Origin of the sequence: Liquorilactobacillus vini DSM 20605 (assembly GCF_000255495.1) — a bacterium.
Classification (GTDB): Bacteria; Bacillota; Bacilli; order Lactobacillales; family Lactobacillaceae; genus Liquorilactobacillus; species Liquorilactobacillus vini.
This window is the reverse complement of record NZ_AHYZ01000100.1, coordinates 43,304-63,729: the sequence shown is the minus strand read 5'-3', so window position 1 is coordinate 63,729 and position 20,426 is coordinate 43,304. Positions and strand designations below refer to the sequence as shown.

16 protein-coding genes, 3 pseudogenes and 1 other annotated feature are annotated in these 20,426 nt (G+C 38.2%); of the genes and pseudogenes, 11 read left to right on the top strand and 8 right to left on the bottom strand.

The genetic code is table 11. The features are described 5' to 3' along the window. Positions 1 to 3 precede the first annotated feature (3 nt). Both ON15_RS06545 and ON15_RS06540 read left to right on the top strand, forming a co-directional pair. A complete protein-coding gene (locus ON15_RS06545; RefSeq protein WP_010580691.1) occupies positions 4 to 1,263 on the top strand; it encodes a class-III pyridoxal-phosphate-dependent aminotransferase in 1,260 nt (419 codons plus the stop codon). Between the two features lie 31 nt (positions 1,264 to 1,294). After that, complete coding sequence (locus ON15_RS06540) at positions 1,295 to 1,744, top strand: GtrA family protein (protein WP_034991764.1); 450 nt, start codon at positions 1,295 to 1,297, stop codon at positions 1,742 to 1,744. On the opposite strand, the gene ON15_RS06535 is transcribed toward ON15_RS06540, so the two are convergent. Both ON15_RS06535 and ON15_RS06530 read right to left on the bottom strand, forming a co-directional pair. Continuing rightward, the gene (locus ON15_RS06535; protein ID WP_010580689.1) at positions 1,713 to 2,744 is read right to left on the bottom strand and encodes an alcohol dehydrogenase catalytic domain-containing protein; all 1,032 of its coding nucleotides are present in this window, start codon (positions 2,742 to 2,744) and stop codon (positions 1,713 to 1,715) included. The genes ON15_RS06540 and ON15_RS06535 overlap by 32 nt on opposite strands. Then, on the bottom strand, positions 2,707 to 4,143 hold the full coding sequence (locus ON15_RS06530; RefSeq protein ID WP_010580688.1) for a helix-turn-helix transcriptional regulator: 1,437 nt from the start codon (positions 4,141 to 4,143) through the stop codon (positions 2,707 to 2,709). Before ON15_RS06530 ends, ON15_RS06535 begins: the two co-directional genes overlap by 38 nt. Before the next feature lie 381 nt (positions 4,144 to 4,524). Between ON15_RS06530 and ON15_RS06525 the strand changes: the two genes are divergently transcribed. From ON15_RS06525 to ON15_RS06510, 4 genes are all read left to right on the top strand, one after another. After that, positions 4,525 to 5,472, top strand: coding sequence for an AEC family transporter (locus ON15_RS06525; protein WP_010580687.1), 948 nt, complete (start codon positions 4,525 to 4,527; stop codon positions 5,470 to 5,472). 86 nt (positions 5,473 to 5,558) lie between these two features. Beyond that, entirely contained in the window at positions 5,559 to 6,173 is a 615-nt protein-coding gene (locus tag ON15_RS06520; RefSeq protein WP_010580686.1) for a superoxide dismutase, read from the top strand. Between the two features lie 295 nt (positions 6,174 to 6,468). After that, on the top strand, positions 6,469 to 7,296 hold the full coding sequence (locus ON15_RS06515) for a transporter substrate-binding domain-containing protein (protein WP_010580685.1): 828 nt from the start codon (positions 6,469 to 6,471) through the stop codon (positions 7,294 to 7,296). A 183-nt stretch (positions 7,297 to 7,479) separates the two neighbouring features. After that, a complete protein-coding gene (locus ON15_RS06510; RefSeq protein ID WP_010580684.1) occupies positions 7,480 to 8,361 on the top strand; it encodes a VOC family protein in 882 nt (293 codons plus the stop codon). Here the strand turns inward: ON15_RS06510 and ON15_RS06505 are convergent. Beyond that, on the bottom strand, positions 8,358 to 9,770 hold the full coding sequence (locus tag ON15_RS06505) for an aspartate ammonia-lyase (RefSeq protein ID WP_010580683.1): 1,413 nt from the start codon (positions 9,768 to 9,770) through the stop codon (positions 8,358 to 8,360). The genes ON15_RS06510 and ON15_RS06505 overlap by 4 nt on opposite strands. Positions 9,771 to 10,363: 593 nt before the next feature. Here ON15_RS06505 and ON15_RS06500 point away from each other — a divergent pair. From ON15_RS06500 to ON15_RS12000, 4 genes and pseudogenes are all read left to right on the top strand, one after another. Then, positions 10,364 to 11,581: an aminotransferase class I/II-fold pyridoxal phosphate-dependent enzyme gene (locus ON15_RS06500; protein WP_050999203.1), complete on the top strand. Its 1,218-nt coding sequence runs from the start codon at positions 10,364 to 10,366 to the stop codon at positions 11,579 to 11,581. Positions 11,582 to 11,595: 14 nt separating this feature from the next. Then, positions 11,596 to 11,923 (top strand): annotated as a pseudogene (locus tag ON15_RS12010) (replication initiator protein A); the annotation flags it as partial. A gap of 219 nt (positions 11,924 to 12,142) precedes the next feature. Next, positions 12,143 to 12,415 (top strand): annotated as a pseudogene (locus ON15_RS12005) (type II toxin-antitoxin system RelB/DinJ family antitoxin); the annotation flags it as partial. Between the two features lie 155 nt (positions 12,416 to 12,570). Next, positions 12,571 to 12,714: pseudogene (locus tag ON15_RS12000) on the top strand (zeta toxin family protein); the annotation flags it as partial. 225 nt (positions 12,715 to 12,939) lie between these two features. Here ON15_RS12000 and pepT read toward each other — a convergent pair. The 4 genes from pepT to ON15_RS06470 all read right to left on the bottom strand — a co-directional run bounded on the left by pepT (position 12,940) and on the right by ON15_RS06470 (position 18,865). Next, a complete protein-coding gene (pepT, locus tag ON15_RS06485) occupies positions 12,940 to 14,193 on the bottom strand; it encodes a peptidase T (protein ID WP_010580679.1) in 1,254 nt (417 codons plus the stop codon). A 20-nt stretch (positions 14,194 to 14,213) separates the two neighbouring features. Then, complete coding sequence (locus ON15_RS06480; RefSeq protein ID WP_010580678.1) at positions 14,214 to 15,857, bottom strand: peptide ABC transporter substrate-binding protein; 1,644 nt, start codon at positions 15,855 to 15,857, stop codon at positions 14,214 to 14,216. 55 nt (positions 15,858 to 15,912) lie between these two features. Next, positions 15,913 to 16,149: a binding site (T-box leader), on the bottom strand. Positions 16,150 to 16,461: 312 nt separating this feature from the next. Further along, positions 16,462 to 17,616, bottom strand: a complete 1,155-nt coding sequence (locus tag ON15_RS06475) for an ArgE/DapE family deacylase (protein ID WP_010580677.1) — start codon at positions 17,614 to 17,616, stop codon at positions 16,462 to 16,464. 61 nt (positions 17,617 to 17,677) lie between these two features. Further along, the gene (locus ON15_RS06470) at positions 17,678 to 18,865 is read right to left on the bottom strand and encodes an NAD(P)-dependent oxidoreductase (RefSeq protein WP_010580676.1); all 1,188 of its coding nucleotides are present in this window, start codon (positions 18,863 to 18,865) and stop codon (positions 17,678 to 17,680) included. A 71-nt stretch (positions 18,866 to 18,936) separates the two neighbouring features. Between ON15_RS06470 and ON15_RS06465 the strand changes: the two genes are divergently transcribed. Next, positions 18,937 to 19,563: an LbetaH domain-containing protein gene (locus tag ON15_RS06465; RefSeq protein ID WP_010580675.1), complete on the top strand. Its 627-nt coding sequence runs from the start codon at positions 18,937 to 18,939 to the stop codon at positions 19,561 to 19,563. Between the two features lie 173 nt (positions 19,564 to 19,736). On the opposite strand, the gene ON15_RS06455 is transcribed toward ON15_RS06465, so the two are convergent. After that, positions 19,737 to 20,417: a YczE/YyaS/YitT family protein gene (locus ON15_RS06455; protein ID WP_010580674.1), complete on the bottom strand. Its 681-nt coding sequence runs from the start codon at positions 20,415 to 20,417 to the stop codon at positions 19,737 to 19,739. Positions 20,418 to 20,426: the final 9 nt, after the last annotated feature.

The following is a 20,426-nucleotide window of genomic DNA, read 5'->3' as shown; positions in this document are numbered from 1 at the left end:
ATTATGAGTAAAGAAGCAGGAAAAATTTACGCTGAAGCTGCTAAGATCTGGAACCCTGATCGCGTGGCAACTTTTAAAAAATTTGGTTTTGAAATGGTAATGGGCAAGCGCCAAGGCAGCTACTTTGAGGATTTGGATGGCCATGAATACATTAATATGCATTCCAACGGCGGAGTATTTAATTTGGGACATCGAAACCCAGAGATCCGGCAAGCGTTGATTGATGGAATGGACGTAGTTGATGCAGGCAACCATTATTTCCCCTCGCGGTATAAAAATGAGTTGAATGAAAAACTTTTGGCAGCTTCACCAGAAAATATGAAATATGTTTTCACTTTAAATGGTGGCGGAGAAGCAATTGATGCCGCTGTCAAGTTTGCCCGACGCGCAACGAAACGCCAGCGTATTATTAGTTTAGCTTGTGCCTTTCATGGCGGAACCGGGATTGCGATGCAAGCTGGCAATCCAAAACTAGCTGAATTTTTCAATATGACGCCGGATCCTAAGCTCTATACGCATATAGCATATAATAATTTGGAACAACTGGAAATGGTTCTCAAAAAAAATGATACCGCAGCAGTTCTGATTGAAACTATTCCGGCAACGGCTGGTTTTCCTATGCCAATTGAAAATTATCACCGAGAGGTTCAACGATTAGCCCATCAATATGGTGCTTTGTATATTGCTGATGAGGTTCAAACTGGTATGATGCGCAGCGGTCAAATGTGGTGCTGTTGCAAGTTTAAAGCTGTACCCGATATGATCGTTACCGGCAAAGGATTATCGGGGGGGTATTATCCAATGTCAGCAGTCATTATGAATGATGAGGCAGCTAGCTGGATGAAAGAAGATGGTTTTGCACACACATCATCTTTCAATGGGACAGAATTAGGCTGTATTGTCGCCTCTAAGGTCTTAGATATCTTAAAGCGGCCAGCCGTTAAACAAAATATTGATCAGCTAACGGAGTTCTTTCAGCTAAACTTGGCTAAGCTGCAGCAAAAGCATCGCGAATTTTTGGTTGAGGTTCGACAATGCGGAGTGATTATGGGATTAAAAACGGCGCATCCCCTTGGTGGCCAAGCATTAATGGTAGCATTGATCAAAAATGGCGTTTGGGCAGTGATGGCTGATTTTGATAAGTCAGTTTTACAATTTAAGCCCAATCTATTAATGGACCAGATAACTGCTAAGAAAGTCATTAGTCGTTTAGACCAAGCATTAAGCGAGGCCCAACAAATGGTCAGTACTCCAAGTCTTTAGCAGCGGTTTTAAGGAGAAAGGAGTTTTGGAAATGAAAGCAAGCAGTCAAAAAGAATTATTGCGAACAATTAAGTATTTTACTTTTGCGTCTTCAGCTGGGGTAGTCGAAATGGGTTCATTTACACTTTTGACGCAGTTTAGCAATTTTCCTTATTGGAATCGGTATCTGATTGCGCTGGTTCTATCAGTGATTTGGAACTTTACTTTGAATCGGCGGTTTACCTTTAAATCAAATAATAATATTCCGATTGCAATGCTGAAAGTCTTTTTCTATTACTCGATTTTTACTCCAGTTTCAACAATTGGCGGAAACTATTTAGTAACGGTGCTGGGTTGGAACGATTACCTGGTAACGATTATCAATCTCTTATGCAATGGCATCACTGAATATCTGTATCAAAGATTTTTTGTTTTTGGTGCTTCACTTGACTCGCGCGAAGTTCTACAATCTAAGTCAACTGATCTGGATCATTTACTCTGATACCGATCCGTGGATAAAGCTGTTCTTGTTCGACTTTATAAGCGTTCAAAGCGGCTGAGAAACTAAATTCACGGCGAATCAAACTATTTAAATCAAGTTGTGCTAACAAAGTTGCTGTCTGGTGCAGCACTTTTTTGGTATATAAAAATGAACTCATAATAGTTAGGTTCATAGCAAAAAACTTGATTGAATTTACGGCGATTGACTGTTGACGATCAAAATAGACAGTGGTCAAAAACAAGCCTCCCCGAGCAGTAGTATTGATGGCGACCGATATTAAGGCCGGATACTTGGAGGTAGTTAGGACGGTTTTGTTAAAACCAATAAAGTCCGACCGTTTTAAAAGCTCAGTTGCGAGATTATCAGTCAGTGGATCGATGATTTGATCAGCACCAAATTTTTGTGCCAGTAATTTGTTTTCAGTTTTATTTTCAACGACAACGACAACAGCTTGCGTGTAACGCTTGATCAACTGCAGCAAGATCAAGCCATTGAAATCACCGCCGAAAATACAAATTCGATCGGCATCATTGACTTGCAGTTTGTCATAGGCCATTTTGACAACTGCGACCGGTTCAAGCAAGCAGCCAGTTGCCAAGGAAACATTAGCTGGCAAATGAACTAATTGGTCGGTTTTCCAGACGATATAAGGACAGAGCGTTCCACTTTTGACTCGCAGCTGCATGCAATTTTGCTCTTGTTGCTGCTTGCAGGCTGGACATTTTCCGCAAAATTGGACCACCGTTCCTGAAACAGGCTGGCCAACTTGCCAACCGGCCTTTTGGGCCGAACTGCCAGTGGCAACAATTATTCCAGCCATTTCATAACCGGCGATTCCTTCTTTACTATAAAAATCCCACTGGCGCTTTAAGCGTAGGTCCTGAATCCCAATTGTACTATAAATAACTTTGATCTTAACATCGTCAGCTGACTGTAAAGCTGGTTCGGGTTGTTCAGCGAACTCAATCAATCCACTGCGATGGTTCCAAATAGTCTTCATAATAGTTAAGTTTCTCTTCCTTTCGCACTTTTACTTGATAACTTTTAGGCGTTGTTTGATAACGAGCTTTAAAAACGCGATTAAAATAACTGACACTTTTAAATCCGGCGGCTGTGGCAGCCTGGTTAATGGTTGCCGTACTATAGCATAAATAGATTTTGGCAAATTCAAGCCGCAACCAGGTGTAAGTATCAGCAATCGTCAATTGAAACTGATCTTTATAAATTCGATTTAAGTAGGTTTTGTTGATGGCTAGCTGAAAAGCCGTTTCTTTAAGCGACCAGCCTTGCGAAAAATGCTGCCAGATTACTTGAAGACACTGAATTAAGGTTGTTTTAATAATTGGTGAATGGTATTTGATCTTTTGCCAAAATTGATCTTTGAGCAAAGCTTGCAGCTCATCTTCTAAAGTTGCAAAGTTCCAACTGGTCAGCTCGGTTTCTTGATGTTCGGTTAAATAAATGAAAAAGCTGATTTGTAGTCGTAGATAAGCTAAAGCAATAAAACTATGTTGAGATTTGATTTGCTGAAGATAAATAGTCTGCAATAGATGCTGAGCAGTTGCCAGATGACCCGAAAATAATGCTTGACTGAAGGTAAGACATTGTTCGATCAAAGTTAAATTCAGACTGTTGGTACGTGGCTTAACAGGTGACATTAAGATCTCTCCACGCAGAAAGTAATGTAGATCCTGCAGCTGATTAAAACTAATTAATTGCTGTTTTAGTTCAACTGAGGCGCTGTTTTTACGATAGACGCAGCTGCAGTTTGCGCCCCAAAGGATGATTAGTTCTTTTTTAAGCTGGAGAAAATTTAATTGTGAATTAAGCTGTGTCCGATTAATCAGAATTAACAGTTCATCAGGCTTTTTTAACTTGATCAGAGTTAAAAATTTTAATTGTAAAAAATTTTGCAATTGCTTGATTTCCGATGAATTAATGGCTTGAGCAAATGTTTTGATCCATAAGAGATGGTAAGTGCCATATGGCAGCTCAGTTACTGATTGAAAAGTTGTCAAGCCAAGCTTTTCAGTTGCTGGATGGCTGTGGCCGAGTTGTTGAAGCAAGCAGTCAAGGGCCTTTTTAAAGGCTGTTTGGTTTAACTGCTTAAATTGCAGACTGATCAGGGGATGCTGATAATTAGCAGAGGTTAAATCTTTACCTAAAAACAAGACGCCGTAGTTCCAAGGAGCTTGGGTTAAGTCATTTAGAATTTCCTGATAGGGCAGTAAAATATTGGCATCAATAATTATTAAGTCAACTTGATTAGCTGAAAAGGCGTTCAATGCATCGGTGCTGAAAGGGACCAGCTGAATAATCAAATTAGATCGATCAGCTAGCCACTGCCATAACTGCTGCAGTAAAATTCGATTTTCAGAAATAACTAAAACATGATACATAGCTTGAATCACCTAGTTTAGAAAAGCTTTTGGTTAGTGTACCACATAAATAATTGAAAGGTGGTCGAACAAGTTAACCTGGTTGATGTATCAAGCCAAACTGACTGAATTTTCAAAAGTCAAATGGCTAAGCAAAAATTGAATCTTAAATTGAAAACGATTTTGAGTTGCTTTACTTATAAAATTAGAAAAATCCGTGTTTAACCGTTTTTAAACGGTTAACTTTATTTTCATAAGTAAAATTCCAAAAATGCTTAATAAAACAAGCTGCTCAAATCAGTCTTTCTCCGGTTATTTATGTTAAAATTTTCATTAGTTTCTAATTCTATTTTTATCAAAATCAGGATAAAGCTTTTGAGCTGCTGTGAGGAAGTGTTTTTTTTGCCATTAACTTTGATTACTGCAATTTCACCAATTATTTTTACCTTAGCACTAGGCTTCTTGTCAGGCTGGCGTAAACAGTTTGGCAAAGGTGCTAGTCAGGCTTTTATCAGTTTTGTAATGTCGTATGCTTTGCCGCTTAGCCTGTTTGGCGGTTTATTATCAACGAGCCGGCAAGTTATCATTCAAGATATTCCGCTGTTTATCTGGCTGGGAGTCGGAATGATTGGAACTTTTGGATTATTGATTATTATTTATCAACTCTATTTGCATCACCTTAGTTTGGCTGTTTTGCGTGCTTTGTCGGTCGCTTGCCCCTCGGTTCCATTTATGGGAACTTCCGTGTTAGCAATTATTTTTGGCTCGACTGATAGTGTGATCTTGGTAGCTATCTGCGGCTTGTATTTGAATTTGATTCAAGTACCATTAAGTGTCCTGCTGCTGTCGGCGGCTGGTCGTGAAGGCGAACAAACGGCCAAGGGGTTTCAACAAGCGGGTGAGCGGTTGTTAAGTGCTTTGAAAAAGCCGCTTGTTTGGGCACCAATTTTAGCCTTTATCTTGAATTTAAGCGGTTTTCAATTAGCTGAGAAATGGTTGCCGCTTTTTAGTGAACTGGGACAGGCAGCTGGTGGGGTGGCTTTGTTTTCGATTGGCATTATGCTGTATGTACAACATTTTCAGCTGACCAGAGCAGTTATCTTGAATGTTTGCCTTAAAAATCTGGCGCTGCCGTTGGCAATTTGGGGAGCAATGTCTTTAGCTGGTGCCAGTCAAGCCTTTCAACAATTAGTGGTGATCACTTTGGCAATTCCAACAGCGGCAATGCCGAGCATGCTGGCAATCCAAAGCCGGGTTCATGAAGATGAGATGGCTTCAACTCAGTTAGTTAGTACTTTGTTATCAGTCGTGACAATGGGTTTGTTTATGTTCTTACTGCAGGTCGGTTAGGCATTTTGATCGACAGCTGCTGGTAGCTACGGTATCTTGAAAGTAGGAATAGATGTTTTGAAGATACCAGAAAGGGGTCGACAGCGATGGCTTATAGTTTACCGCAACTGCCGTATGATTATGCTGCTTTGGAACCTTATATTGATGAGCTGACCATGAAGATTCATCATGATCGGCATCACCAGACCTATGTTGACAACTTAAATCAAGCGTTGGAACTTTACCCGGCAGCTAAAGACTGGACTTTATCCCAGTTGTTGGCTAATTTAGCCGAATTGCCAGATCAAGTCGCTATGACGATTAGAAACAATGGCGGTGGTCATGCTAATCATTCTCTCTTTTGGGAAAGCTTGACCCCAAATCCTCCAAAGATGCCACCGCAGCAACTGCTGATAGCAATCACAACAGCTTTTGGAAGCTTTGAAAAATTCAAACGCCAATTTGCGACTACAGCTCAGCAAGTTTTTGGTTCGGGCTGGACGTGGCTGGTGATCGATGAAGATGGTCAGCTAGCGATCACCGCAACAGCTAATCAAGATTCGCCGTTAATGTTAGATCAGGTTCCGTTGCTAGGCATAGATGTTTGGGAACATGCTTATTATCTACAGTATCAGAACCGGCGGCTAGAATATATTACCGCTTTTTGGCAGGTTGTTAATTGGACAAAAGTTACTGAACGCTGGGGGAAAAACAGTGATTGATCACAGATTATTTCAGTCATGGATCTTCGTCAACGGTTTGAAAACTAAATACTGCACGCAAAGCTGAAGCAAAATTGTTTCAGCTTTTTGCGTCCTAAACTGACTTGTGGCTGCTAAGCTAGTACTGTTTATTAAATTTTAGCAAAAAAATATTTATTTTCTAAACATAATGTATTAAAATTCTTTTTTTACAAATATTATTCATTTTTAGTTGCATTTTATGCGTTATGAGTTTATATTAATTCTATAAAGCAGTTGAATTTGATTCATATCTGAATTTATGGGGGACGGAAACATGAAAAGTAAAAGTTGGTCGAAAATAATTTTAAGCCTGCTAGTAGTAAGTTTAGTTTTCTTAGCAGCCGGATGCTCAAACAGCAGCAAAACTAATGGCGTCAAAAAGATTCAAAATCGTGGGACCTTAATTGTTGGGACGTCGGCTGATTTTGCACCATTTGAATTTCCAATCGTTCAAAATGGTCAAAAGAAAATCGTTGGTTACGATATTCTGCTGGCTCAAAAAATTGCAAAAAATTTGGGAGTTAAGCTGAAGATTGAAAATGTTGAATTTTCTTCATTGATTTCTGAACTAAAAGATCAGAAAATCGATATGATCCTTTCGGGCTTATCCATTACTAAACAGCGTAAAAAAAGTATCAGTTTCTCAGAACCATATTACACAACTAAGAATGTTTTATTGGTTAGAAAAGCTGATAAAAATAAATACAGTTCAATTAGCCAATTAGCCAAAAAGAGTATCGGTGTTCAACAAGGCAGTACTCAGCAAGCTGTTGCAACTAAAAAACTTAAGAAGAGTGATCTTGTTGTTGAAAGTGTTGTAACGAGTTTAGCGACGGAATTGAAAGACAATAAGTTAGATGGTGTTTTAGTTGAAAGTGGGGTCGCAGAAGGTTATGTTTCTAAATATCCAGATCAGTATGCAATTGCTTCCGTCAAGATGCCAATCGAAAAAGAATCGCAATCATATTCAGCCGGGATTGCCAAAAACAACCAAGCTCTGGTTAAGCGGGTCAACCAAGTTATCAGCAAGCTGAAACAAAATGGTACTAATAAGAAGATGCTAGATCAAGCAAAACAGTTACAGAAAAAGTATAGTAAGTAACGATATATAACTGTCAATTAGAACGGTTCGTTTAGCTAGTTATTGAAAAATAATCAGTTGAGCGGACTGTTTTTGATTATCTAAAGGATTTTCAGAAGCTTAAAAAGGATTCACTAAAAGACTTGCTTCCTTCAAATTAGATGTTATAATTAATGTAACAAATATAAAAAGAAGGCAAAAATTATGACAGTGATTATTCCAGATTTTCAATTAGCTGCGGCAACCCAGCCAGGAACGGTAGCCCTTAAGGTTGCTGATTTGAATGCTCAGACAAGCTTTTATCGTGATATTATTGGGCTTGATGTTTATGAACAAGGTTTAACACGCAGTATTTTAGGTGCCCATGGCAGTCAAAAACCATTACTGATCCTGCAACAGATTATGTCACCGCTTCCCTTAACGCGGAAAACAGGCCTTTATCATACGGCTTTTTTACTGCCTAGTCGCAAAGATTTGGGGAATGCTTTGATCCATTACTTGAATGTTCAAGCCCCAATCATCGGAGCCAGCGATCATGGCTATAGTGAAGCAATTTATTTAACTGATCCTGAAGGTAATGGCATCGAAGTTTATCGTGATAAGCCACGTTCAGCTTGGGATATTCGACCAGATGGTGAAATCCCAGGAATTACGATCGAAATGGATGCTCAAGGAGTGGTTGCTGCTGCTGATCAAAATTGGCAAGGTTTCCCCGCAGCCACTAAAATTGGCCATGTACATTTAAAAGTCGCTGATTTGGCAGCAACTGAAGAATTTTACACTGATGTTTTAGGCCTGTCTTTAAAGACCAATTTTGGTAACTCGGCCAAATTTTTTGCCAGTGGCGGCTATCATCATCATCTTGGAACGAATATTTGGAACGGCCGTAATCTGCCAGCAATGGATCAGCACGATTTAGGCTTAGCTTATTATTCATTCTTTACCCCGGATGAAGTTGAGTTAGCCCGGGTAAGAGAAAATCTTGAAAAATTAGGCCAGAACTTTGAAATTTTGAAAGATCAAAGTCTGGCCTTGACTGACCCAAATGGGATCAAATTAAGATTTGAAATTGTTCCGGAGAGTTAATGAGCTAAAGCTTTATCTTTAACGCATTTAGGCCCCAATAAGTTTTCAGGACTCAGCAGCTGTTCGATTTTCTCAGTGGAGAAATCTTTGCTTTGCAGTAAACTTCTAATTGAAACTTTTTGACTCAAAGCCTGTTTGACAAGCTGAGTAGCAGCTGCATAGCCGATTTTAGGAGCTAGAATTGTGGCAATTTCAGCTGAGTGCTCAATATTGCTTTGACAAAGATCTTCATTGATTGTTAAGTCTTGCAGGCAGTTAGTGATCAAGCTTTGAATGCCAGCAGTTAAAAGCCGCGCACCATCTAACAGATCTTGAAACATGACCGGTTCAAAAGCATTCAATTCAAGTTGGCCAGCCTCAACTCCAAAAGTTACCGTCGTGGCATAACCGATAATTTGAAAGGCAATTTGGTTAACAAATTCGGGAATAACCGGGTTGACTTTGCCAGGCATGATCGATGAACCAGCTTGAACTTTAGGTATTTTTAATTCACCTAACCCAGTCCGCGGTCCGCTGCCTAATAAGCGCAAATCATTAGAAATTTTTCCTAAGGAAGTTGCGAGATTCTTGAAAGCGTCAGCTGTTTCCAAGTAACAATCAGTGTTTTGAACGGCATCAATCAAATTTTCAGCTTGTTTGAGCGGTAATCCCGTCCGTTTGACCAATACTGGTACAACTTTTTGCTGATAGGCGGTTGTTGTATTAATACCTGTTCCAATCGCTGTTCCACCGAGTGGAATCGTCAGTAATTTCTCACGAGCTATTTGTAAGCGTTGTTTGCAGCGTTGTAATAAATCAGCATAAGCTTGGAAGGATAAACCATAAGTTGTTGGGACAGCATCTTCCAGTTGAGTACGTCCGAGTTTTAAGACGTGCTTATTTTTTTGAGCTAATTTCTTAAATTCAACAATTAAGTCTTGAACTGTGCTGGTTAGTTGCGAACTGACTTTAATCAAGGCTAAATGTCCAGCAGTGGGATAAGTATCATTAGTTGACTGACTACGATTAACATCATCGTTGGGATGTAGAAATTGGTATTCGCCTTTTTGATGACCAAGCAGTTCCAAAGCCCGGTTAGCAATAACTTCATTAACATTCATATTGGTACTAGTTCCGGCTCCACCTTGAATATTAGGGACAATGAATTCTTGCTGGTAATGTTCAAAGTTCTGTTGCAGTTCGTCACCGGCTTCAACAATCGCCTGAAATTTTTCTTTAGTCAGGTTGTTTGTCAAATAGTTGGTCTCAGCACAAGCTTGTTTAACTTGAATCAGTCCCTTAAGCAATAGTGGATCAACTTTTCGAGTCTCACCAAGAGGGAAATTCTCCGCTGCTCGTTTAGCATGAATCCCGTAATAAGCGTCATCTGTAATTTTTAAAGTTCCAATAGCATCTTTTTCAATCCGCATTTTATAAGCTCCTCAAAAAAATTTATTATTTCATGCCACGTAATTTAACATATTGTTAGCTGAAAAAAAAGAGTTTAAAAATTTTTAATGGATAATGAAGAATCTGCTTTTCCAAACTGTTAATGTTTTAAGCTGTGAGATTTGAATTCTTTGCAAATGAAAGACTTAAAAAATCACTGTTAAAATTGAGAAACGTATTAAGCAGCTTAGTTTGAATCATGAACAACGGCTGAATATATAAAATATATTACCTTAATCTGATCTTTAAAGTGAGCAGCAATAACAAAACTTTTTTTGAAGTTTTGTTAACTTTTCTGCTCAAAAAAGCTCCTGAAACATTTTATTTATAATTATTTGAATAGTTTTTTTCCAAATTAATAGCTCATGATTAAAGATTGGCAAGCGACAAAGTTAACATAGATAGGTTTTTTGATGTTAATTTTAAATATTAATGTTATTCTTCTTAACATAATAAAGCTTTTAAGATGAATGTGTTTAGAAAAAACCGTCAAGTAATTATTGCAATTTTTAATTTGCTTGCTCTTTTTTCAAAGAAATGTCTAACAGGAATTTATTTAGAAAGGGGTTTGCTGATGAGTGAAAAGACAAAACAATTGTTACAAAGAATTCGATCTGATTTGAGAGAGATTACCCCCTCAAAGATTCGGGAGTTCGATCAGGAAGTTTCTAGTATTCCAGGTATTATTAAATTGACCTTGGGTGAACCGGATTTTAATACGCCAGAACATATTAAAGAAGCCGGAATTTTGAGCATTAAAAACAATCATACCCATTATCCAACTTCAATTGGAACGTTTGGCCTGCGCCAAGCAGCGGCTAACTTTTTGGATAGAAAGTATAATTTGAAATATGATTATGAAAATGTCATTGTAACAGTTGGTGCAACGGAGGCAATTTCAGCTGCAATTGGTTCAATTATCAATCCTGGAAAGGGTGAAAAGATCATTCTTCCCACCCCAATTTGGCCAATGTATATTCCAATCACCAAAATGCATGGAGCTGAGCCAATCTTTATCAACACTTCAAAAGATAATTATATTTTAAGACCCCAGCGCTTAAAAGCAGCTTTGGATAAATATGGCGATCAAGTTAAGGGAGTTATTTTAAACTTTCCAGCTAATCCAACTGGAATAACTTATAGTCGAAAAGATGTCCAAGCAATTGTGACTGTTTTACAGGGTTATAATGTTTTCGTTATTTCTGATGAAATTTATAGTGAACTGACTTATGGCAAAAAGCATGTTTCTGTGGCCGAATATCTTCCAGACCAGACTATTTTGATTAATGGTGTTTCAAAATCGCATGCGATGACTGGTTGGCGAATTGGAATTATCTGCGCTCCTAAAGTTATTGTTAAAGAAATTTTTAAATTGCATCAGTTTTCAGTTACAACAGCAACCTATGCTGCTCAAGATGCTGCCCAAGAGGCTTTTGAAAATGGTTTTAACGACAGTCAAGCAATGAAAGCACAATATCAGCAAAGAGGAAGTTTTGTTTATCAAGAATTAAAGGCAATCGGATTTGAAGTCTTAAAGCCACAAGGAGCATTTTATATTTTCTTTAAATTGCCAACATGGCTGAATGAAGACGAATTTTGTCATGAACTTGCTTATGATTATCAAGTTGCAGTTGCAGGTTGTACGCCATTCGGCCCTGGTGGTGAAGGACATATTCGAATTAGCTATGCTTCTTCAATGAAAAATTTAAAAGCAGCGATGAAGAGAATGAAAGAGTATGTTGCTGAAAAAAAGAACAGGTCGGTATTGCTAATACCCAGCCAACTGAGATAGCTAAAAGTTAAGAACAAAACCAGGAGCTCGTGCCCCATGGTGCTGACTTTTTAATTGACGAAAATAGCAGCTTACCTATCTTCCTAGAGGCCCAAGCTGTTCAGTTAGTTAGATTTTAGTGTCGAGCTTTGCAATAAATGCGCCGATTTATTGGTATTATCCACAATGTTAAATATGCCGTTGAAAAAGAAGCCAAAGATCTGAGAACTTGAATCGCTCTAGCTGATTCTGAATTAAGAAAAACTTTACGTCGATGCTTTAACGCGCTTAGAAGCAATTGAGAACACATTAAAAAGTGGAAAACTATCTAATGGGACAATGCAAAATCCGGTTGATGTTTAGTGGAACAAACAGGCCACGGAACAATACCATATATTTGCTCAGAAAAGGTAACCGAACTGTATATTTGAGAATAAAACTGCTTAAATGAGATAATAGTGGTTATGAACAATAGTGTGGTTGCTAACTAGATGATCAGTTAGCTTTAAAAAAATATATAAATTGAAAAGCTGCTCAAACAGTCTTACAAGGTGAGTAGTAAGCGAAAGGAGCAAAACAATCATGGCAGTTAGGGAAAAGAAACGTGTACAAGTCCAGATTGACAAAGACTTAGCCAATGATACCAAAGCTGTTTTAAGCGAATTGGGTCTAAATCCAACCACAGCGATTAACATGTTTTATAAGCGAATTGTAGCAGACGGAGCATTACCGTTTAAACCAGCTTTAAGTGAAGCAGAAAAAGCTAATTTACATCTTTTAGAGGCAACCCAAAATTTACCAGTAACAAAATTCAAAGATGCTAAAGAAGTTGCTGATTGGCTCAATATTAATGACTTTTTAGAAACTGCAAAAGAAACGGATTTAAAAGATTTACTCAATAAGTCATTACATGATCCAGACTCGGAAAAGCGCAAAGTATATGATGCTCTATATACTTACTTTTTAGATAAAAGACAAGATAAGGTTATTAAGCGAAAGGCTTTTGTCCGTTGATAAATAAACCTCAATATATTATTGTTGCCGGTATTAACGGAGCAGGAAAGAGTACACTGTACGACACGTTACCTATATTTTTTGATAAAACAAAACGGATTAACGCTGATGAAATTTTAAATAAATTTGTTTTAAAGTGGTTTAATGGTCTAGTTAAAAATATTATGGCGAATGAGAAATATAAACATTGAAGCATGTGGAGTTTTGTGGGCCAAGTCGTATATTAAAGCAACTGCAGCCGAGCTAACAGTGAAATAAAGAACTGACTTAATTAATAAAATTAACTCAAAAATAGACCCAGCCGTGCTACAGACGACAGGGTCTATTTTAATAATGCTTAGGTTAAGTTACCTAAAAAATGAGAATCATTGATAGTGATCATTTTGAGCGTGCTCTTTAATGATCTCGATTACTGTCTTACTCGTGGTTAACATCGCTTCAGTCGTTACAAACTCATATGGCCCATGAAAGTTTTCTCCACCATTAAAAAGGTTGGGTGTTGGAATTCCTTTGGCTGTCAAAAAATTTCCATCAGTACCGCCACGAAATGGGTGAACTTGGACTTTTAAGCCTAACTTATGGTATACATTTAAGACTAATTCGGTAATATATGGGTGTTGCTGAATTACATCGCCAATATTAAAATATTGGTCTTTAAGTTCTAGCGTAATTCTTGGCCGCTCAAACTGCCGATTTAAATCGGCCACAATCTGCTGCAATAATTTTTTCTTGGCGTTAAATTTTTGCTGATCAAAGTCGCGGATAATTATCTTCAAATCAGCCTGGGCAATGGTTGCTTTAAAATCTGTCACTAAAAAGAAACCTTGATGACCGCAACTTTTTTCTGGTACTTCTCCAGCAGGCAACAATGAAATAATATGATTAGCTAAAGTTATGGCATTAACCATCAAACCAAAAGCATTTCCTGGATGAACTGAAGTCCCTTTGATTTTAATTTTAGCTTGAGCAGCATTAAAAGTTTCAGCCTCTAATTGACCAGGCAACCCATTATCCAGGGTATAGGCAAACTTGACTTTGAACTTGCTGACATCAAAACGCTTAGCACCCCGGCCAATCTCTTCATCCGGTCCAAAAGCAAAACTAATTGGACCATGCTTAAGCGAAGGATGTTCCAATAAATACTTAACGGCCGTTAAAATGCTGGCAACACCAGCTTTATCATCCACTCCTAATAAGGTTGTTCCATCGCTGGTAATTAGTCTTTGACCACGATAATTTTTTAAGTTGGGAAATTCACTAACTCGCAGCACAATCTTTTTTGCTTCATTTAAAACCACATCTTGTCCATCGTAGTTTTCGTGAACTTGCGGTTGAACATTTTCAGCCGGGAAATCCGCCGTATCCAAATGTGCTATAAAACCAATTGGAGTAATGTCAGCTGTTGTATTAGCAGGTAAAGAAGCTACTACATAGCTATCTTTAGGATCATAAACAACATCTGCTACTCCCAATTTCTTTAAATCTTGCAAAACTATCTTAGCAAGTTCGACTTGCCCTTGAGTAGTTGGGACTGCCTGACTATCTTCATCCGAACGCGTATTGACTTTAGCGTATTTGATAAATAATTGTTCAATAAAATTCTGATAACTTTCAGTCAAATTGGGCACCTTCTTAATGATTATTTAGCAATATATGTTTCTTTCCAGTCATAAGGAACACCGGCAGGATTGTAAACTACATTTTTAACATTTGAACGCAATAATTGTGATTTAGCCACTTGATACAAAGGAATCGTTCCTTGCTGATTCATCAAAACTTTTTCCGCAGCAACTAACTTCTGCCACCGTTTTGCTGGCTGATTACCATAGGTGTTTTCTGCTTCATTCAATAGACTATCAAATTTTTTGCTTTGCCAGCCTGAATTGTTGTATGAAGAATTGTTTTCATAAATATCCAAGAAATTGATTGGATCAGCAAAAACTGACTGCCAAGTTTTAATCGAGGCTTGATAATTACCAGCCTGCTGTTTGGCAATTAACTGGACAAACGGAATTGTTGAAACATTAACTGAAACACCTGGTAGTTTTTCCAGTGCACTCTGCAAATATTCAACTGCTTGTTTGCTGCTGTCGGTATCAGAGGTTAAAATAGTAAATTTAAGTTTTTTAGTATTGGTTTCTTTATAACCCTTATTTAATAATTTCTTGGCTTCTTTTAAATTATAGGCGACAGCATTTTTAACGTAAGCTTCCTGATAAAAAGGTTGTTTGGTCGTAGGATTATTTCCCATACCAGCTGGTACAAAGCCCTTTAATGGTGTTGAACCATCTTCTAATACATCCTTAGTCAAAGCTTGACGATTAATTGCTAATGAGATTGCTCGTCTGATATTCAAGTTTTTGAAAGCCGCTACTTTGTTTTGATTCAAATCCAATCTGGTCGTTGCTGTCGGCAGCCGTTTAACAAAGTCCTTGTTATTAACATTATTTTTTACTTGCTGACCGCTTAACAAGGTCTCATCAACTTTTTTGCTGCTATACAATTCATAACTAGTGGTAGTACTTTCAGTTACCAGTTCATTAATCTTTTGCAAATGAACATTCTTTTTGTCCCAATAGTGATTATTTTTCACTAAAGTCCACTTTTTATTAGTACCGGTCCACTTGGTTAACTTAAATGGCCCATCAGAAACCGTGTAGCGAGCCTGGGTACCATATTTTGTACCATACTTTGCAACTGTTGCCTTATTCAATGGGAAAAATAATGGCCAGGAAAGTAATTTTTTAAAATAACTGACTGGTTTAGTTAACTGAACTTGTAACTTATATTTACCCAAGGCTTTGATTCCTAAAGAACTCAAAGGTTGTTTACCGCGATTAATTTCTTGAGCATTTTTAACCTGATATAAATAAAAGGCATCTTGTGCAGCTGTTTTAGGGTTGACTGTGCGTTGCCATGAGTAAACAAAATCTTGTGCTGTAACTGGCTTTCCATTAGACCACTTAGCATTTTTTCGCAAATTAAAAGTATAGGTTTTTCCTCCATTTGTAACTGTCGTCTTAGTTGCTAGCGCTTTTTGGGGAGTCCCATTTTTGTCGAGGCGATACAGTCCTTCTTGCGTATTCAACAAGACATTAAAACTCAAAGTATCCGTTGCTTTAGCCAAATCAGCGGTTGCTAAGGTTGAGCTTTCAGTCCAATTCAGTATCTGCTTGCTAGCGTATTTGTCACTTGACTGAGGAGAGCTACTCTTGGTGCCACATCCCGCTAATAACAATGCAGTGACCGCTGCTGCCAGTAAAATCTTTTTGTAACTTTTCAATTAAAATCCCCCTTGTGACTTGAAAATAAAAAAAGTCCCTTCTGAGCCAAAGCTCAAAAGGGACGAAAATCTCCGTGATACCACCCAAATTCAATAAGATCTCATAATCTTATCCTCACCAAGTACTAACATACTCGTGTGCTGTAATGGGCATCCCATGAAAAGCTCACCCAAGCTTGCTTTTCAATAACTCGAAGACCATATTCACCAAAAATTTTCATACCTGTTTGCAGCTATTCCAGGTTCTCTGCTAATGAAAATTAATTGCTACTCATCTTTTCAAAGTCAAATTATTTATGATGTCATTATTATAATTTCATTTGCCAGTTAATGTCAACTATAATTTTTATTTAATTATGTTGTTAGAATTTTTCTGAAAATTAGCAACCTGTCTGTGTTAATTCGGATGTAACTTTTAATGTATAAATGGGTTGTTAATCACTACTAATTATAAAATAAGGCTCATCAAATCAGTTATTTTATTTTAATTTTTAATTTTTTAGTTAACCAATGTTCCCAGTTTCATTTTTACGTCTAAAAGTTATAACAAACCTTTCATTGCTAACAAGCACAACCCTGCCAGCTGCCAAAATTATGTTGAGTGTTATTGTTGTTGCTTTAAAAATTCAATTGCAAATTGTTGATAAAATTCAATTGCCTGCAGATAAGTATTGATTTCCACATATTCATTGCTTTGATGCGAAGTCTGCGAGCCAGGGCCTAATTCAATACTATTAAAGTTCCCTTTGGCCTGTAAAAACTCAGCACCATCGTTAGCACCAAGACTACCGGTGACTTCGACAGGATGGCCAAACAGTCGCTGATAGACTTTTTGAGCTGTTTGAATGATCGGAGAATCAGGTGTTCCAAAAATAGCTTCTTCTGGAAAACTATAGGTTAATGAAAGTTTAAAACCCGGTTTTTGATTGAGTTCATTGATCAAGTTTTCCATAGTTTCATAAAAGACTCGATTAGGATAAGCTGGGATGGTTCTAATGTTGCCCATCATTTCGGCTTTGGAAGGAATGCTGTTAACTTGTTCGCCGCCGTTGATTTTGGTGATACTATGGGTAATGCCGCCTAAAATTGGATCAATTTTGGTGAATTTAGCGAAACGGATTTTTAATTCACGGTAAAAGGTCAAAAGGTTATCGATGGCATTAATTCCAAATTGTGGTCGAGCTGAATGAGCGGCTTTGCCAATTGAGATTACCTGATAGTCGATCACTCCGCGTGAAGTATAAATCAATTTTTTAAAACCATCAGTTGGTTCAGCGATCAATAAGCCGGCTAAATAATCAGCAAATCCGGCTTTCGTCAATTGGGCAGCACCGTATTCGCCAGTTTCTTCTCCAACAGTTGCTAATAAGCGAATCCGCCCAGCTAATGGTTGCTTTTTTGCTAACAATTCCAGCATTGCCACGACAATCGCCGCCAATCCGCTTTTCATATCGGCGGCGCCGCGACCGTAGAGTTTTCCAGCACGAATTTCAGGTATAAAAGGATCATTTTGCCAATCTGCGAGATTCCCGGGGGCAACAACGTCTAAATGACCGGATAAGCCTAAGATCGGACCACTTTCACCAATCGTGACCACTAAATTATCTCGTCCTGGAGCATAAGTTAATCGCTGAACTTTGGCTTGTGGATAAGGTGCAAATAATGCTGCTAAATAATTTGCTGCTTGAGTTTCATGATCATTAATCGTTTTGAGTTGAATTAATTTTTTTAAAACTGCAATTTTTTGTTTTTCATCCAAAAAGATCACCTCACTGCTGATTATAACCAAATAATTTTTAAGAAGATAGAATTTTTGATAATTAATTGCTGGTTTGGATGATATTGGCCGGACTATCTAACAATCGGACTCGGATCATTCCCGGAATTTTTGCTAAGTCTGTTGGCAATTGCAAAATTTGCTGTAAATTGCAAGCACTTAAATCAGTATTAATTAAGGAATAGCTATAGCCTTCTTTAGTTGTGTTGCCAGCCATTTCATTAATTGGCAGACCATAGCTGCTGAGAGTTTGAGTAATTGCATTCCAAAGCGTTTGGTGATTGGCAAAATAAAGCGTAATTCGCTGCGGACTATCAAAAGGTAAATCAACTGCCGGAAAATTGACAGCCTGTTGAATCGTACCGCTTGCTAAGAAATTTAACAAGCTTTGCAAAGCTAAATTAGTGCTTGAGGTCAAAGCTTCAGCAGTATTGCCGCCAAGATGCGGTAGCAGCGTAATTTTAGGTTGATTTTGCAGTTCAGTTTTGGGAAAATCAGTGATGTAACCAGCAAATTCATTATTGGCTAAAGCAGTGAGCAAGGCTTGATTATCAACAATTTGATTGCGACCAAAGTTCAATAAAAAAGCAGTTTTCTTCATTAATTTAAAATGGCGGTTCGTCAAAAAATGGCGAGTTTGATCAGTCAAAGGTAATAAAATAACTACAAAATCAGCTAATGCTAGAATCTCCTCGATCTTTGGCAATTGAAGAATGTGTGGCAGACTTTTAAAGCTGCGGTTATAACCAATGACTTGCATTCCTAATTGGTAACAAGTTTCAGCTAGGCGCTGGCCGATCATTCCCAAGCCAAGGATACCGATCGTTTTGCCGTATAGCTCATGTCCCAAGTAGTTCTTTCGCTGACTTTCGGCCAAAACTTGCAGGTCTTCTTGGAATTTAGCTTGCAGATTAGCGGTCATTTTAATCGCCGAGTTTAAGGGCCGGACGCAGCGGAAAAGACACTGGATAATCAATTCTTTGACGGCGTTGGCATTCGCACCAGGAGTATTAAAAACAACGGTCCCATTTTTGGTACAGGCGGCTAAGTTGATGGTATTGACACCACTGCCAGCTCGGGCAATTGCCAAAAGTTCTGGTCTGATCAGATTATTAGGAACTTTTGAACTACGAACTAAAATTGCATCGGCAGCTTCTTGATTGGTTAGCTCGAAAAAGTCAGTTGCTAAAGCTGTCAGTGGAAACTGATCAATTGTTTTTACTTTATACATGGTGCTCACTCCTTTAAAATAACGATGAAAATGTCGATTATAAATCATTTTGAAAAGAGGGTCTGGCAAAGATGCATATTGATTTTCCTAAATTATCAGCCGATAAACCAGTGGTTGGGCAAGGAACCCAACTTAAACGAACAACTTTGGGTCAATGGGTCGAACTGGGTGCCAGTAATTTGATCGATAATTGTACAATTGGTGATTATGATTATACTGGACAGTATTGCTTTATGCAAAACAGCGATTTAAAAAAATTTATTAGTATTGCTGCTCAAGTCCGAATTGGGCCAACCAACCATCCTTATGATCGGGTTTCTCAACATATTTTTGCTTATAATGGCAGTGCTTATGGTTTTGACCAAACCGATGTTGATTTTTTAGAGAAGCGCAAAGCCATTCGCACAACGATCGGTAATGATGTCTGGATTGGCCATGGAGCGATCATTCAAGCTGGCCTGACGATTGGCAATGGAGCTGTGATTGGTTCTGGGGCGGTCGTGACGCATGATGTTGCCCCGTATACGATTGTTGGTGGTGTGCCTGCCAAACCAATTAAAGATCGTTTTTCGGATGAAGTCAAAACAGATTTAGAAAAGATTGCTTGGTGGGACTGGTCACGAGCTAAACTAGCAAAATTTTATCTAGACTTTCGATTGCCAGTCAACGAATTTATTCAAAAGCATTTAACTGATTAGTTATAAAATCAGCGGCCGAGAGAAAAATTATTCTTCTCCCAGCCGCTTTACCTTTGTCATTCCAAAATACAAAAATTTTAAAATCTCGGTTTCCAAAATTGAAATCGGAATTGATATCGTCAACTGGCGCAAGCTAAAGACGGAAAATTTTGAGCTTGAATTTACTACGTGATTTAAAATATTTTGAACTTGCCAGTCAGTAGCCAACTAGTCACAGGCTGCAACTTCTTAGTCAGAAATTTGATCAGACTGCCAACCAATAAAGCTGAAATCAAGGTTCCTTCCCGAGCGCCCTTTAAGTTGTGCAGCCAAATCAAGCAAATGATGGCTCCTAAAAGCGACATGGAAATATCTGAGCAGACGCGGACCGGTCCATATTCAGATGTCCACCGGTGGCAGATGGCTCGGACAAAGGCATCACCAGGCAGCATGACTACATCGGCGATCACTTCTAAATAAGCTCCACCGGCAATGATTAAGCAACCAAGCAGCAAATAAAGTAAAGCCTGCCAATAAAAAGCCGGATTTAAATTTTTTAAGCAATTCATCGCCCAATCAATACAGTCGCCAAAAATAAAAGAAATAATTGTCTGCCAGCCCAATTGTACCCAATTGAGTGGCCATTTATCCAAGAAAATCTGACAGATAATCAAAAAAATGCTGAAAATGATCGTCCATTGTCCCAGTGAAAAATGCGGTAAAACAAGTGATAAACTATATGGAATTGCTGCAATCGGCGAAGTTCCTAAATTGGCTTTGGTGATCAAGGCGACCCCGATCGCGTTTAAAAATAAACCAATCATAAACCAAAGATAACGACGTAATAAATCAAATAAAGTGAATTTTTTAAGCATAAAGTTGCT